This window comes from Actinomyces denticolens (genome assembly GCF_002072185.1).
Lineage (GTDB): Bacteria > Actinomycetota > Actinomycetes > Actinomycetales > Actinomycetaceae > Actinomyces > Actinomyces denticolens.
The window spans coordinates 22,428-36,848 of the sequence record NZ_MVIW01000013.1 but is presented as its reverse complement, the minus strand read 5'-3'; the positions used below and the strand labels follow the sequence as shown (position 1 = coordinate 36,848).

The following is a 14,421-nucleotide window of genomic DNA, read 5'->3' as shown; positions in this document are numbered from 1 at the left end:
GGCGCCCGACGGGATGGCGGTCAGGACAGCCGGCCGCGCCCTCAGTCCCGCTCCCGGTGGCCGATGGCGACGACGAGCGCCGAGACGACCGAGGTGATGAGCGCGGCCGGGATCGCCCCGGACCAGCCGTCCACCGTCAGCCCCACGGCCAGGCGGTCGGTGGCGCCGCTGAGGAACTCCTCCGTGATCCAGCCGGTCAGTCGCAGCATCGCGCCGTTGACCACGAGGGCGAACAGCCCGAAGGTGAGGAGGTACAGGGGGAAGGCCAGAATCTTCGCGACGGGCTTGACCACCGAGTTCACGGCTGTGAGCACCGCGCCGATGATGAGGAGGTTGACGATCGACAGCAGTGTCGTCGCGTTGGCGGGCAGGGACAGCGAGGCGGGCAGGAGGCGCGAGGCGAGCCACAGCCCGGCGGCGTTCCCGGCGATCCTGATGGCGAGTTCCATGCCCCTATCCTGCCAGCCTCCGCACGGGCCGCGCTGTGACAGGGCTGTGAAGGGGGCGTGGAGGCGCCCAGGAGGAGGGCTGGACTTTGGTCCCACTCTCGTTACGCTCTGTCCATGACGTATGACGACTCGCGCTCCACCGCCTCGCGGCCCGCCGCCCACAGCCCCATCACCGCCCGCCAGGAGGAGTGGGAGGCCCGGTACTCCGGCGTCGACCGGCTCTGGTCCGGGCACGCCAACGACTGGCTCCCCGAGCTCGCCGCCGACTGGCCCGCCGGCACCGCCCTCGACATCGGCTGCGGGGAGGGGGCCGATGTCCTCTGGCTCGCCGAGCACGGCTGGCGGGCCACCGGCCTCGACCTCGCCCCCACCGCCGTCGAGCGCCTCAACGCCGAGGCCGGCCGACGCGGCGTGGCCGAGCGCGTCCGGGCCCGCGTCCACGACGTCACCGCCGATACCCTCCCCGAGGGCCCCTTCGACCTCGTCACCTCCTTCTACATGCACGGCGGGCCCGAGCCCGGCGCCATCAACCTGCCGGCCCTCCTGCGCGACGCCGCCGCGCGAGTCGCCCCCGGCGGGCGCCTCGTGGCCGCCGTCCACTGCGTCAACCCGCCGTGGCACCGCCACCACGCCCACACCTACACCCCCGACGACCTCATCGAGGGCCTCGGCGACGCCGTCGACGGTTGGACGATCGAGGCCTCCGAGGAGCGCTGGCGCGAGGCCGCGGGACCCGACGGCGAGGCCGGTCGCCGCTCCGACGCCCTCATCTGCCTGCGCCGCCCGGAGACGGCATGAGCGGGCCGCCGGGCGGCGAGAGGGCCGAGCCTCCCGAGCCTCCCGCCTGGATCGCCGAGCTCGTGCCCGTGGCCGATCGTGCCCGAGCGCCCCTGACCACCGCTCTTCCCTGGATCGGTGCGGGAGCCCTCCTCTTGGCCGCCGCCGGCGCCTGGGCGGGCCGGCTCGCTCCGCGCGACCTGCCCGTGGCGCCCTGGCCCGCCGCCCTGCTCCTCCTCGCCGCCGGCGCCGTCCTCGCCCTCGATCGCGACCTGCCCGCGGACCGCCGTCTGCCCGCGGGCGTGGTCACCGCCACCCGGGTGTTCCTCGTCGACCTCACCGTGAGCGCCCTGTCCCTCGGGCTGTGGATCGGGCTGCGCCTCTCCGGCGCCCCGCACACCCTCCTGACCGCCGCTGCCTGCGCGGGTGCGGCCATGGTCATCGGCAATCTCGGGGCCTGGTTGCGCGCGGGCCTCGGCGCCGGGGCGCGCCGGGCGGCGACGGCGCTGTCCATGGCGGTCGCCGGCGGCGTCGTCGTGGCGGGATTTGCGGCGGGCATGGCCGAGGGCTCGCGACCGCCGGGCGTCTCCTGGTGGTGGGTGGTCGTGCTGGCCGTCGTCGCCGACGTCGAGGCGATGCTCGCCGTTCGCCGCGAGCGCCGGGCCCGGCGTCGGAGAACCGCCGCCTGAGGCTCCCCCGCCCCTCGCGTGGGACGACCGCGGCGCGCCGGTCCCGTTCCACTCCATTCCCGTGAACCACAGACGCTCTCACGCATGGCCCGGGACGGCCTCTGGGGACGCCCCGCCCGGGGCGTTCCGGGGCCGACCTACCGTCGAGCCATGGCACAGCTCGACATCGCGTCGGCCGATACCGAGGTCGACGCCGCATCCGTCCCCTCCACCGTCCCCGCCAGCTGGACCGGGCTGGCCGCCAACCAGTGCCAGAGCGCCCTGGACTCGGCCGTCCTGCTCATCCCGGCCCTCAACACGCTCCTCGACACCGCGGCCGACGCCGCCAAGGACTTCGACGCGATGCGAGGAGGCGCGTCATGACGCCCGTGGCCGCCAGTCCGCTGAGCGCGGACCCCGTCCTGCCGCCCAGCCCCCCGCCGACGCCGATGGGCTGGGCCCACCACGCCGAGCCCTCGGCGAATCCCCGTCCCTCGCCCTCACCCACCGAGGCGCCGAGCCCCGTGCCGACCGCCCAGCCGGGGCCCGCCCCCACCCCGACGGCGCCGCCCTCAGCGCCGCCAGTCACCTCCGGCCACACCTGGGGCATGACCCGGGGCCGCCCGCTCGTCCTCGTGGCCGGGGGCTCTTCCATCTCGGTGAGCACGGCGGACCTGGATGCCCTCGCGGCCTCCCTCACCACCGCCGCCGGCCACCTCGACACCGCGGCGACGCATGTGCGCAGCGCCAAGACCGACGCCGAGAACGCGACCGTCCCGGCGGACATCATCGCCCAGGACCCCAGCTACAACACGGTCACCGGCGCCCAGACCGGCGGCTCGCTCCTGCCCGACGCCGATTCATCATTCGTCGCGAATCTCGTCGAGCTGCCCGTGGCCGCCTTCGAGCGCAAGCGCAGAGCCCTCATCTCCGCTTGCGACGCCCTGCTCACCGGCACGGGCTCGCTCAGTGCCGCGTCGAGCACCCTCACTTCGCTGGCAGCGGATGTGTCAGCCTGCTCCCTCATGTACACCGACGCCGAGAACGGCGCCACGGTTCGCACCGACGCCGACGTCGGCGCCCGCGGCTACGGCCCGTCCCAGGAGGCGCTCGCGGCCGGCGCGGCCGTCGGGAGCGGGCTGCTGCTCACAGCCGGCGCCTGGCTGCCCGCCGCCGTCCTCGTCGACATCCTCACCACCCACGGCCTCATGCCCGATGACGCCCAGGTGGTCCTGGAGGACCTGCAGCTCCTGCTCAAGAGCGATGTCACCTCGGAGTGGGCCATGAGCAACCTCATCGGGCTGGCCTGCCTCGGCGCCTGGGCGAGGAAGGGGGCCACCGGCAGGGAGGGAGCCACCATCCAGGAGTTCCTGAGGGCATCCGCGGGGCGGCTCGACGCCAGGGCGACGGCGGAACTCCCCCCTGAGGTGCAGGTGGGCAGCCGGAAGGTGCCCACATCCTCCCTCACCCCCATGCAGCGCGTCGCCTACGCCCTGGCGCTCGAATCGGAGAGGGCCGGGGCCACCCGCCACGGCGAGCCGACCGGCCTGCTCATCGCTCCGCACAACAGGAAGGGCGCCGCGGGCACCACGGTCCGCATCCCGCCCGGCCCCCAGGATCCCTTCGGCCTGGGCACCGACATCGCCGCCCAGGACCTGACGGGCAGCCGGATCGACTCGCCCCCATCCACCGCCTCCGAGCTCCTCGACCACGCCCAGACCGTCAAGGGACAGGCCCAGGCCGACGGCGCCGGCGCCATCTCGATCCTGCGCACGGACCACGCCGACGGCACGCGCAGTTGGGTGGTCGTCGTCCCCGGAACCACGGAGTGGACCAGCGGGGACTCCAACCCCCAGGACCTCCAGACCAACCTCCAGGCCGTCTCCGGGCGCCCCACGGACATGGAGGCCGCCGTCGTCACGGCGATGAGGCAGTCAGGGATCCAGCCGGGCGAGGAGGTCGGGATCTACGGGCACTCCCAGGGCGCGATGACGGCGGTCAACATCGCCTCCGACCCCGCCATCACGGAGAACTACACGATCACGAGCATCCTGACCGCGGGCGGCCCCACCTCCGGGGTGGTCCTGCCGGACGGCACCCGCGCCCTCCACCTGGAGTCCACCAGCGACGTCGTGCCCGGGCTCGACGCCTCCACCAACCCGGCCACCCCCAACCGGGCCACCGCCTATGTCGACACCCGAGGGGAAGGCACTCACAGCGAGTCCGTCTACGCCGACGCCGTGCGCGGCGCCGAGAGCAGCGAGCAGGCCTTCGCCGACTACTCGCGCGACCTCTCCGGGCTCACCGGGGCGGGGGAGCAGGGGGCCACCACCACCGAGGTGGTCTTCGACGTCACCCGCGAGTCCTGACGGAGGCCGGGAGAGCCGGGGACTGAGGCGCAGACGGCGAGGCGCCGATCCCTCCACGAGTGGAAGGATACGGGCATGAGCAGCACGAGCACTCCCGCCATGGGCGCCGCAGCGCCTGCGCCCGCCGCCCCGGCCGTCCCGCTGCGCCGCGACATCGCAGCCCTGCCCGCCTACGTGCCCGGCGCCCGCCCCCAGGGCGAGGGCATCGCCAAGCTCTCCTCCAACGAGCTGCCCTACCCGGTCCAGGACTCCGTGCTCGCCGCCCTCACCGACGCCGCCGCGGGCGTCAACCGCTACCCGGAGATGACCGGGCAGTCGCTGGCCGAGGCCCTGGCCGCCCGGCACGCCGAGCACGGGATCGACCCCTCGCAGATCGTGCTCGGCAACGGCTCCGTCGCCCTCATCCAGCACCTGCTCGACACGGTCTGCGAACCGGGTGACGAGGTCGTGGTCCCCTGGCGGTCCTTCGAGGCCTACCCGATCTGCATCGCGGTGGCCGGGGCGCGGGTCGTGCGCGTCCCCGTCACCGCCGAGGGCCGCCACGATGTGCCCGCCATGCTCGCCGCCTGCGGGCCGGCCACCCGGGTCATCATGGCCTGCACCCCGAACAACCCGACCGGCCCCGCTCTGACCGCCGCAGAGCTGGAGGCGCTGGTGGATGGCGCCCCCGACGGCGCGCTCGTGCTCGTCGATGAGGCCTACCTCGACTTCGTCACCGATCCGGCGGTCGGCAACGCCCTCGACCTGCTCGCCGACCACCCCGGCCTCGTGGTCTCCCGGACCTTCTCCAAGGCTCACGCCCTGGCCGGCATGAGGGTGGGCTACCTCGTGGCCGAGCCGGCGCTCGCCTCGGCGATCCGCTCCGTGGCCACGCCCTTCGGGGTGAGCCTGCCCGCGCAGGCCGCCGCCGCTGCCGCCATCGTCCCACCGGCTCTGGCCGAGACGGCCGGGCGGGCGCGCGCCGTCGCCGTCGAGCGGGACCGGGTCCTCGCCGCGCTGCGCGATCAGGGCTGGACGGTTCCGGACGCCCAGGGCAACTTCTATTGGCTCGGGGCGGGGGAGGATACCGCCCGCCTGGCTGCGCACTTCGAGGCGGTCGGCATCCTCGTGCGGCCCTTCGTCGGGGAGGGTGTGCGCATCTCGGTGGGCACTCCCGAGGAGAACGAGCGCGTTCTCGCCGCGGCGGCCTCCTGGCCGGGCAAGCGCGCCTGACCGGCCTGCCCCGTCTGCGCCCTCATCCCGCTCCTGCGCCCTCGCCCTGCAAATACCGTCTCACCCCCGCGTTGCGCCCTCAAACTGCGAGGATGAGGGCGCAACGCCGGGCCGAGACGGTTTCTGAGGGCTGAGGGCTGAGGGCGTTTCCGCTCAGGCGATCGTGACGAGGAACAGGACGCAGAAGACCATCTCCACGATGCCCATCGTCCCCGGCCGCAGGGGCCGGTGCTTGAGGCGCACCTGGCGCCACTGGAGCGTCGGCATGACCCAGGCGCGGATCGCCAGCACGACCCACAGGATCGCGTGCGCCCAGGGGACATAGCCCCCGGCCGCCGCCCAGACCACGATCGCGGCGACGACGGCGTGGGCCGCCGTGCACCCCACGAGCAGACGGGTGTTGAAGCGCTCGCGGATCATCGACTTGATGTACGGGACCGTCCCCGCGAAATAGGCGGTGATGAGCGCGACGGCCGCCCAGGACCACGCCCAGCCCGTGAGCTCGCCATTGGGGCTCGCCCCAACGAGCGCCGTCGCCCCGGCACCGGTGCCGAGGAAGCCACCCCGCCCCTGGACCGCCAGGTGGTAGGTGATGCCGGCCATGAGGCTGGCGGCCGTCGTCGTCGACAGCCCGGAGGCCAGCGAGCGCTCCCGGCCCCGCCACACCTCGTGAGCGGCGATGCCCAGCAGTGGCAGCATCGGGACGGCCCACTGCAGCAGGTAGGGGGCCAGGAGGATCGTCAGCAGCCCGAGCCCCGCGGTGAGCGCCGTGTAGGTGACCAGCGGGGGGATGAGGAGGGCGCGCTTGCGGGCCGAGCGCGTGCGCAGCCACTGCGACCAGGCCCAGTAGGTGAGGTAGCCGTTCCACCAGGCCGGCAGCAGCAGGAGGTTGAGCCAGCTCCAGCCGCCGACCACCCAGCCGACCATCGCCGGGACGATGAGCATCGCCCACGCCCCGTGCTGGTTCGGCACCCAGGCTCGGCGGCCCGGCTGGCGGCGGATCTGCTCCTGCGTCGGGCGGGGCTTCCGACCGGGCCGACGGGGAGTCCGCCTCGACGGCGCGGAGGGACGGGTCTGCGTCATGCGGGCCAGCCTACGGGCGCCGCCCACCAGCGTGTCAGCACTGTCATCTCCCGGGCGCCGCGCCGTCGGGGTTGCGCGATCGGGTGAGGATCGGGGTGGTGGTGCGGCCCCGCGGACCGGCACCACCACCCCTGAGGAGAGTCCGTCAACTCCCGAGGGCGGCGGCGACGACCTTCTTGGCCTCGTCCTGGACGAGGGCCAGGTGCTCGGCGCCCTTGAAGGACTCGGCGTAGATCTTGTAGACGTCCTCCGTGCCGGACGGGCGGGCCGCGAACCAGGCGCTCTCGGTGGTCACCTTGAGGCCGCCGATCGGTTGGCCGTTGCCGGGGGCCTTGACGAGGCGCGCGGTGATGGGCTCACCGGCGAGCTCGGTGGCCGTGACGTCCTCGGGGGCCAGCGCGGCGAGCTTGGCCTTCTCCTCCTTGGTGGCGGCGGCGTCGATGCGCGCGTAGGCGGAGGCGCCGAAGCGCTCGACCTGCTCGTCGTGGAGCTGGGAGGGGGACTTGCCGGTGACGGCGATGATCTCGCTGGCCAGGAGGGCCAGGATGATGCCGTCCTTGTCCGTGGACCACACGGTGCCGTCCTTGCGCAGGAAGGAGGCGCCGGCGCTCTCCTCACCGCCGAAGCCCACCGAGCCGTCGAGCAGGCCGGGCACGAAGTGCTTGAAGCCGACGGGCACCTCGATGAGCTCGCGGCCCATCGCGGACACGACCCGGTCGATGAGGGAGGAGGAGACGAGGGTCTTGCCGACCTTCGCGTCGGCCCGCCAGCCGGGGCGGTGGGTGAAGAGGTACTCGATGGCGACGGCCAGGTAGTGGTTGGGGTTCATGAGCCCGTCGGGGGTCACGATGCCGTGGCGGTCGGAGTCGGCGTCGTTCCCGGTGGCGACGTCGTAGGGGGTGTTGCCCTCGGCGTCGGGGGTCATGGCGGTGCGCAGGGAGGCCATGGCGTTGGGGGAGGAGCAGTCCATGCGGATCTTGCCGTCCCAGTCCAGCGTCATGAAGGACCAGGCGGGGTCCACCTTCGGGTTGACGACCGTCAGATCGAGGCCGTAGCGCTCGCCGATGGCGCCCCAGTAGTCCACGGAGGCCCCGCCCAGCGGGTCGGCGCCGATGCGCACGCCGGCGGCGCGGATGGCCTCCATGTCGATGACGCTCTCGAGATCGGAGACGTAGGTCTCGAGGTAGTCGTGCTTGATGACGTGGGGCCCCTCGAGGGCCTCGGCGATGGGCACGCGCGGAACGTCGCGCCAGCCGGAGGCGAGCAGCTCGTTGGCCCGGGCGGCGATCCAGCTGGTGGCGTCGGAGTCGGCGGGGCCGCCGTGCGGCGGGTTGTACTTGAAGCCGCCGTCGCGCGGGGGGTTGTGGGAGGGGGTGACGACGATGCCGTCGGCCAGGCCGGGGCCGCTGGTGCGCGGGCCCGCCTCGGTGCCCACGCCGTTGGCCAGGAGGATGGAGTGCGAGACGGCGGGCGTGGGCGTATAGGAGCCGCGGGCGTCGACGGCGGTGGTGACGCCGGCGCCGGCGAGCACCTCGATGGCGGTGCGCCAGGCGGGCTCGGACAGGGCGTGCGTGTCGCGGCCGATGTAGAGGACGCCGTCGGTGCCCTGGGAGCGGCGGTACTCGACGATCGCCGCGGTGGTGGCGACGATGTGGGCCTCGTTGAAGGCGGTGTCGAGGGAGGATCCGCGGTGCCCGGAGGTGCCGAAGACGACCTTCTGGGCGGGGTTGGCGGGGTCGGGGACGAGGTCGTAGTAGGCGGACGTGACCTCATCGACGTCGATGAGGTCCTCGGGCTGGGCAACTGTTCCTGCGCGTGGATGCATAAGGGCAGTGTGTCATGCGCCACCGCTGAGGCCGAGCATATCCGCCAAATGGACGGGGATTCCACGCCCAGCGAGACGGAAAAGGGCTGCGGGGGTCGGATCCTCCCATGGCGGGAGCGGTGCGTTCCGCCGGCGTTGCGCATCCGCCAGTGCCCAGGGACAACGTTCGCCCTGACCGCGCTTGGGCCTCGGGCGCTGCGGCGCTCATCGCGGCCGGCTCATCTATGGTGGCTGTTGTCCAGGCGACCCGTACCGAGAATCCGAGGAGACCCATGCCCACCCGCATCGCCACCGCCCAGGCCCCGGCCGCCGTCGGCCCTTACTCCCAGGGAGTGAGCGCCGCCGACGCGCCCGGCTCCCTCGTCTTCGTCTCCGGTCAGGTGCCGCTCGACCCCGCCACCGGCGCGCTCGTCGACGGCGGCATCGCGGCCCAGGCCGAGCAGGCCCTGAAGAACGTGGGCGCGATCCTCGCCGAGGCGGGGCTGGCCTACGAGAACGTCGTCAAGACCACGGTCCTGCTCGCCGACATCGCCGACTTCGCCGCCGTCAACGAGGTCTACGCCCGCTACTTCACCGGCGAGGCCCTGCCCGCCCGGGCGGCGTTCGGCGTCGCCGCTCTGCCCCTGGGCGCCGGCGTGGAGATCGAGGCCATCGCCGTTCGCCCCTGAGCGGGTTGAGTCGTGGCCGCCCCTTGGAGCCCCTGAAACGTTGGGATTCCGGGCTTGGTAGGCTGCGGCCGTGAGTTCCCCGACCTCGCTCCCGCATCCCTCCGCGCGCCGCGCCGTCCGCGCGCTCATCCCCATGGGCGTCATCACGGCGATCTTCTTCGCCATCCCCGCCGTCCTGATCGTCATGCTGGACCTCGACCTGGAGGGCTGGTTCATCGTCGTCGTGCTGGTGGCCTGCGGCGCCCTGATCCTTGAGGACGAGATCCTCTCCCCGCCGCGGCGCGGTCGCCGGATGCTCCACCAGGCCCAGGACTCCTACTCGCGGGCCGAGGCCGGCGCCGATGCCGCGCGCGCTGACGCCGCCCGCATCCCCACCGACGACGCCCATGGAGCCCAGGTCCTCAAGCGCCTGCGCTGGTACGAGGGGAGACAGCACGAGATCGGCGAGGTCCTCGCCGGCGTCGGGCGGATGCGCTGGATCGACTGGCACGACCCCGCCCTGCGCGAGGTCGCCACCGAGCTGAGCGACGACGTCTCCGACCTGAGCGCCATCAACGACGCCGTCCACAACGCCGCCACCCTCCTCACCCTGACCCCGGGCTGGGAGGACGCCTGGGAGAACGAGTGCGGCCCCTTGCGCGAGGACCTGGGAACCCTCCGTGAGCTCTGCCGGGAGACGGGCGGCGACGGCCCAACCACCCCCACCACCGACTCCGAGCTCGGCTGGGCCCGTGTCTGCGGCGCCCGGCTCACCGCCCTGCGCGCCCGGATCGCCTCCGGGGCCCTGACCCCGGGCGCCGCCCTCGACGAGCTCGACGCGATGGCGGCGGAGATCCGCGCCCGCGCAGACGCCCTCGCCCGCCGTGCCCTCGCCGCCGAGGCCCCGCCCGGAGGGGACGCGGGCCTCGCGCACTACCGCGAGTACATCAGCAGCTGGAAGCTGCCCGATGATGATGACCGCTACGCGTACTCCGGCACCTGGCAGGACGAGGGCACCGATGCCGGCGGGGTCGGTCCGGGCGGCGTGGGCGGCTCCAGCGGCGGGCGGGCCGGTGAGCCGGCGGAGGTCGCCTACAACCCCGCCGCCACCATCCGCCTCCACGACTACTCCCCGGGCATTCGGGCGGCGGGCATCCGGTGGCGGGGCCCGGCGACGGCGTCGCAGTACTCCAGCCCGATCGAGCGGATCCTCGATGCCTACGACGGCTCGCGGGACTCGGGGAAGAAGAAGTAGCGGCCACCGGGCCTGCGGGGCAAGGGCACGGGCTCCCGGTAGTCTTGCCCGCATGTCGAAGAAGAAGCGCCAGCGCCGTCAGCCCGACGCCAAGGCCCCCAAGAAGCAGCAGGTCCCCTTCGTCGCCCGCCCCTTCGAGGGCCTGGCGGACGAGGAGGAGCTCGTCGCGATGATGCAGCTCATCCCGGCCGCCACCCTCACCGCCCGCCTCACCGAGGAGCACGGCGGCACCGAGGTCACCTTCGCGAGTCTCCTGCCCGAGCTCGCCCAGGGCCTCAAGCGCGCCGACGGCGCGGTCCTCATCGCCCTGCAGACCTCCCTCCACTCCGGGGATGCCTCCCGCGATGTCGCCGCCGCCCTCCAGACCACCCTCGGCCTCGAGCCGGGCACCGGCCTGACCGCGAACGCCCTGCCCGAGCCCGGCCCGCGCCTGCAGGACATGCTCGACCCGTCCTTCGAATCCGAGTTCACCGTCCACGAGTCCTTCGGCTTCTGGCTCACCGACGAGCAGCGCGAGGACCCGGACACGATGCGCGTCATCGCCGAGGCCAAGGACGACATCGCCCCCACCGAGCCCGTGCCCGGGGTGCCGCACGCCTACTGGTGCCGCATGAACGGCAAGGAGTTCGTGCGCTGGGTGCGCGGCGAGGACGAGGACGTGTTCTTCAACGCCTTCGCCCGCGTTCACGCCGCCCGCCAGTCCGATCTCGCCGAAGGGGTGCGCTTCATCGGCGCCTTCCGCGCCTGCGGCCTGGCGATCCCCGTGTGGGAGCTCCTGCCCGGCACGACGGCGGCCGACCTCACCGAGCCCATGCAGGCCATGGCCAAGCGCCTCGACGCCGCGCTCTCGGACGACTCGCCGCTCGACGCCAGCGCCCGCCGTGCCAAGGCCGGCATCATCTCCCGCCAGGTCAACCTCTGAGCCGCGTTGACCGGTGCCTCCAGCACCGAGGGGCGCCGTCCGCCCCGACCGGTGCGCTCAGCGCCGAGAGGTGCGGGGACAACGCGCCTCTCGGCGCTGACGGCACTCGTCGGGGCGGAATGCACCGGTCGGCGCGCGGCGCGCAGAGCATGAGCCCGGTGTGAACTCGTCGGGCGCCCCGCGATCGCACTGCGAACCGCCCTCCTCGATCCTCATTCACCGCCGTCGGCGGTCTCCTCGGGGAGCACCCAGGCGCGGGAGGCCTCGATACCGACCATGACGTCGTCGCCCTCGGCGTGAACGGATGCGGGTTCAGGATCGGATTCCACGCACAGGATCGTGCCGGCCTCCGTCTCAACCTCGTACTCGACGTGATCGCCGTAGAACACGGAGGACAGCACTCGGCCGTGCGCGCCGACGAGCTCGCTGCCGCCCGCGCCGCCAGCGGCTCCGCCCGGGCTCAGGCGCACCGACTCGGGCCGCACGATCACCGTGGCGCCGCTGCCGGAGGACACGCCCTCATGGCAGGCCGCCTGGATGGTCGTACCGAGCACCCGCACCGAGCAGCGCCCTGCGCCGACATCCCGGGCGGTGGCCGACAGGAAGTTGGCCCGGCCGATGAAGTCGGCGACGAACGCGCTGGCCGGTCTCCGGTAGATCTCCTCGGGCGTGGCCACCTGCTCGATCCGGCCGGCGTTCATCACCACGATCCGATCCGACATCGTCATGGCCTCGGCCTGGTCGTGCGTGACGTAGATCGAGGTGATGCCCATGCGCTGCTGGAGGCGACGGATCTCCAGGCGCATCCGCACGCGCAGCTTCGCGTCCAGGTTGGACAGCGGCTCGTCGAAGAGCAGCACCTTGGGGCGCATGACCATGGCGCGGGCCAGGGCCACGCGCTGCTGCTGCCCGCCGGAGAGCTCATTCGGCGCGCGATCCGCCAGGGAGTTCAGGTTCATGGAGGTCAGCGCCACCTCCACCTGCTCGCGGATCTCCTCGGGCCCGGTACGGCGCAGCTTGAGCCCGTAGGCGATGTTCTCGCGCACGCTCAGGTGGGGGAACAGGGCGTAGGACTGGAAGACCATGGACATGGGCCGCTTGTTGGGCGGCAGGGACACCATGTTCTGGCCATCGAGGACCACCTGGCCGGAGGTGGCGTCCTCGAATCCGGCGATCATGCGCAGCGTCGTCGTCTTGCCGCAGCCCGAGGGCCCCAGCAGGGTGACGAACTCGCCGGGGGCGATGTCGAGGCTGACGCCGTGGACGGCGTAGACATCCTTGCCCCGGTTGGAGAAGACCTTGACGACGTCGCGCAGTTCGAGGCGGCCAGTGGCGCTCGGGCCGCCCTCGGGGCCGGGCGCGGTGGGTGTGGACGGTGTGGGCATGGGGAGCCTCCTTGGCTCTGTGCTCGTAGGGGATGCGGGGGCGGTGCCGGGCGAGTGGGCCGGCTCTAACCGGCGTCGCTGCGGGCGTGGCCGGCGCGGCCCCGCATGAGGAGGTTGAGGCCGCCGATGACGGTCATGACGATGACGATGAGGATCGTGCAGAAGGCGAAGGCGTTGCCGAAGCGCCCGGCGTCGACCTCCGCGAGGATCTGGGAGGTCATGATCTTCGTGTGCGGCGTCGTGATGAAGATGATCGGGGACAGCGTCGTCATCGAGCGCGCGAAGGCGTAGACGAGGCCCGTGAGGAACGCCGGCCGGATGAGCGGCAGGGTGACGCGCCGGAAGGTCTGCGCCCCCGAGGCTCCCAGCGATGTCGAGGCCTCGTCGATCGCCTTGTCGATCTGGTGGAGGGAGGCGATGCCGGAGCGCTGGCCCGCGGGCATGGAGCGCGCCGTGTACACCATGACGATCGCCAGGGCGCCGCCCATGACGGCCCCGCCCCCGGCCAGCGGTGGGATGATGTTGGCGCCGAACATCGCCACCGGCTTGTTGAAGGTGACGAGGTAGCCGATGCCGATGACCGTGCCCGGAACGGCCAGTCCCAGCATCCCGAGGAAGTCGACGATCCCCGCGCCGCGCCGCATGCGCACGACGACCAACCACGCCACCAGCATCCCCAGCAGGCCCGCCACCGGGGTGGCCAGGAGCGCGAGGATCGTGGTGTCGACGATGGCGTCATTGCCGATGCCCGAGAGCACGTAGTCGAAGTGCCGCATGGTGAAGGCGTTGTTGACCCCCAGGATCTCCACGAAGCCGCCGACGACGACCGCGGCGTAGACGGCCACCACGAGCGCCAGGATCACCCCGCTCACCGCCAGCAGCGGTACGCGGGCCGACCCGCGCAGGAGCTTGAAGGAGCCGGCCGGCTTACCGGTCACCGTGACCGTGGAGGCGCGCCCGGACCAGTACCGCTGCACGAGGAAGACGAGCAGCGAGGGCACGAGCAGCACGAGGGAGTAGGCGGCGCCCGCGGCGGTGTTGTACTCGCCGGTGATGGCGATGTAGGCCCGCGAGGCCAGCACCGTGAAATCCCCGCCGATGACCAGGGGATTGGCCAGGTCCGCGATCGCCTCGGTGAACAGCAGGAGGAAGGATGCGCCCAGGCCCGGCACGAGCATCGGCAGGGTGACCGTGCGGAACACCGTCCAGCGCGAGGCGCCGAGGGATGCCGCCGCCTCCTCCATGGCCGGGTCGAGGCTGCGCAGCATCCCCACCAGGTTCATGTAGGCCACCGGGAAGAAGGACAGCACGAGCACGAGCGTCAGGCCGTTCAAGCCGTAGATGTTCCAGTGCTGGCCGAGCACTTGAGTGGAGATGATGCCGTTGCGCCCGAACAGGGTGATGGCCGCTGTCGCCACCGCGAAGGGCGGGGAGACCACGGGCAGCAGGCAGATGAGGTGGAAGAGCCGTTTGCCGCGGAAGCGCACCCGCACCTGCACATAGGCCAGGAGGAAGCCCACGAGCGTCCCGACGGCGCCCACGACGACCCCCAGCACGAGCGTATTGAGCACCGTGGTGCGGTTCGCCGCCGAGCTGACGATGTTGCGCAGAACGGCCATGCCCTTGCCGGACACGGCCTCGCCGAGGACGCGGGTCAGCGGCAGGAGGACCAGGGCGATGAGGGCGACCAGGACGACGACGAGGATCGAGATCGTCACCGGGTCCTGCTTGACGCGGGTGCGGGCCCGCCGCCCCGCCGGCGCCCGGCCGCGGGTGGCAGGGCCGGCGGGAGCGGTGCCCCCGGAGGAGGGCAGGGGGATGGCAGTCAT

13 protein-coding genes are annotated in these 14,421 nt (G+C 72.8%); 8 read left to right on the top strand and 5 right to left on the bottom strand.

Annotated features, from left to right (window positions below; genetic code table 11):
- Window positions 1–41: 41 nt before the first annotated feature.
- The gene (locus B1H55_RS05225) at window positions 42–449 is read right to left on the bottom strand and encodes a phage holin family protein (RefSeq protein ID WP_077240784.1); all 408 of its coding nucleotides are present in this window, start codon (window positions 447–449) and stop codon (window positions 42–44) included.
- Window positions 450–563: 114 nt separating this feature from the next.
- Here B1H55_RS05225 and B1H55_RS05220 point away from each other — a divergent pair, with 114 nt between their 5' ends.
- The 5 genes from B1H55_RS05220 (at window position 564) to hisC (ending at window position 5,475) form a co-directional block, all read left to right on the top strand.
- Window positions 564–1,247 carry an SAM-dependent methyltransferase gene (locus B1H55_RS05220; protein ID WP_080461621.1) on the top strand — a complete coding sequence of 228 codons (684 nt, stop codon included), beginning with the start codon at window positions 564–566 and terminating at the stop codon, window positions 1,245–1,247.
- A complete protein-coding gene (locus tag B1H55_RS05215) occupies window positions 1,244–1,915 on the top strand; it encodes a hypothetical protein (protein WP_077240783.1) in 672 nt (223 codons plus the stop codon). Before B1H55_RS05220 ends, B1H55_RS05215 begins: the two co-directional genes overlap by 4 nt.
- 150 nt (window positions 1,916–2,065) lie before the next feature.
- Window positions 2,066–2,278, top strand: a complete 213-nt coding sequence (locus B1H55_RS05210; RefSeq protein WP_077240782.1) for a hypothetical protein — start codon at window positions 2,066–2,068, stop codon at window positions 2,276–2,278.
- Window positions 2,275–4,263, top strand: a complete 1,989-nt coding sequence (locus tag B1H55_RS12510) for a hypothetical protein (protein WP_080461620.1) — start codon at window positions 2,275–2,277, stop codon at window positions 4,261–4,263. The genes B1H55_RS05210 and B1H55_RS12510 overlap by 4 nt, the downstream gene beginning before the upstream one ends.
- Before the next feature lie 75 nt (window positions 4,264–4,338).
- Window positions 4,339–5,475: a histidinol-phosphate transaminase gene (gene hisC / locus B1H55_RS05200; RefSeq protein WP_077240780.1), complete on the top strand. Its 1,137-nt coding sequence runs from the start codon at window positions 4,339–4,341 to the stop codon at window positions 5,473–5,475.
- A gap of 153 nt (window positions 5,476–5,628) precedes the next feature.
- Here the strand turns inward: hisC and B1H55_RS05195 are convergent, their stop codons facing one another.
- On the bottom strand, window positions 5,629–6,558 hold the full coding sequence (locus B1H55_RS05195) for a YwiC-like family protein (protein WP_331713085.1): 930 nt from the start codon (window positions 6,556–6,558) through the stop codon (window positions 5,629–5,631).
- A 145-nt stretch (window positions 6,559–6,703) separates the two neighbouring features.
- The gene (gene pgm, locus B1H55_RS05190; protein WP_077240779.1) at window positions 6,704–8,383 is read right to left on the bottom strand and encodes a phosphoglucomutase (alpha-D-glucose-1,6-bisphosphate-dependent); all 1,680 of its coding nucleotides are present in this window, start codon (window positions 8,381–8,383) and stop codon (window positions 6,704–6,706) included.
- Between the two features lie 272 nt (window positions 8,384–8,655).
- Here pgm and B1H55_RS05185 point away from each other — a divergent pair, with 272 nt between their 5' ends.
- The 3 genes from B1H55_RS05185 to B1H55_RS05175 all read left to right on the top strand — a co-directional run bounded on the left by B1H55_RS05185 (window position 8,656) and on the right by B1H55_RS05175 (window position 11,207).
- Window positions 8,656–9,051: a RidA family protein gene (locus tag B1H55_RS05185; RefSeq protein ID WP_077240778.1), complete on the top strand. Its 396-nt coding sequence runs from the start codon at window positions 8,656–8,658 to the stop codon at window positions 9,049–9,051.
- A 70-nt stretch (window positions 9,052–9,121) separates the two neighbouring features.
- A complete protein-coding gene (locus tag B1H55_RS05180; protein WP_077240777.1) occupies window positions 9,122–10,285 on the top strand; it encodes a DUF5129 domain-containing protein in 1,164 nt (387 codons plus the stop codon).
- 52 nt (window positions 10,286–10,337) lie between these two features.
- Window positions 10,338–11,207, top strand: coding sequence for a DUF5926 family protein (locus B1H55_RS05175; protein ID WP_077240776.1), 870 nt, complete (start codon window positions 10,338–10,340; stop codon window positions 11,205–11,207).
- A gap of 212 nt (window positions 11,208–11,419) precedes the next feature.
- Here B1H55_RS05175 and B1H55_RS05170 read toward each other — a convergent pair whose 3' ends face one another.
- Window positions 11,420–12,592: an ABC transporter ATP-binding protein gene (locus B1H55_RS05170; RefSeq protein WP_073452807.1), complete on the bottom strand. Its 1,173-nt coding sequence runs from the start codon at window positions 12,590–12,592 to the stop codon at window positions 11,420–11,422.
- Window positions 12,593–12,657: 65 nt separating this feature from the next.
- Window positions 12,658–14,421, bottom strand: coding sequence for an ABC transporter permease (locus B1H55_RS05165; RefSeq protein ID WP_073452809.1), 1,764 nt, complete (start codon window positions 14,419–14,421; stop codon window positions 12,658–12,660).

Excerpts from the sequence above, each read along its gene's own strand:
- B1H55_RS05170 (WP_073452807.1), bottom strand. The coding sequence starts at position 12,592 with ATGCCCACACCGTCCACACCCACCGCGCCCGGCCCCGAGGGCGGCCCG.
- B1H55_RS05225 (WP_077240784.1), bottom strand. The coding sequence starts at position 449 with ATGGAACTCGCCATCAGGATCGCCGGGAACGCCGCCGGGCTGTGGCTC.
- pgm (WP_077240779.1), bottom strand. The coding sequence starts at position 8,383 with ATGCATCCACGCGCAGGAACAGTTGCCCAGCCCGAGGACCTCATCGAC.
- B1H55_RS05185 (WP_077240778.1), top strand. The coding sequence starts at position 8,656 with ATGCCCACCCGCATCGCCACCGCCCAGGCCCCGGCCGCCGTCGGCCCT.
- B1H55_RS05195 (WP_331713085.1), bottom strand. The coding sequence starts at position 6,558 with ATGACGCAGACCCGTCCCTCCGCGCCGTCGAGGCGGACTCCCCGTCGG.
- B1H55_RS05175 (WP_077240776.1), top strand. The coding sequence starts at position 10,338 with ATGTCGAAGAAGAAGCGCCAGCGCCGTCAGCCCGACGCCAAGGCCCCC.
- B1H55_RS12510 (WP_080461620.1), top strand. The coding sequence starts at position 2,275 with ATGACGCCCGTGGCCGCCAGTCCGCTGAGCGCGGACCCCGTCCTGCCG.
- B1H55_RS05220 (WP_080461621.1), top strand. The coding sequence starts at position 564 with ATGACGTATGACGACTCGCGCTCCACCGCCTCGCGGCCCGCCGCCCAC.
- B1H55_RS05215 (WP_077240783.1), top strand. The coding sequence starts at position 1,244 with ATGAGCGGGCCGCCGGGCGGCGAGAGGGCCGAGCCTCCCGAGCCTCCC.
- B1H55_RS05165 (WP_073452809.1), bottom strand. The coding sequence starts at position 14,421 with ATGACTGCCATCCCCCTGCCCTCCTCCGGGGGCACCGCTCCCGCCGGC.
- B1H55_RS05210 (WP_077240782.1), top strand. The coding sequence starts at position 2,066 with ATGGCACAGCTCGACATCGCGTCGGCCGATACCGAGGTCGACGCCGCA.
- hisC (WP_077240780.1), top strand. The coding sequence starts at position 4,339 with ATGAGCAGCACGAGCACTCCCGCCATGGGCGCCGCAGCGCCTGCGCCC.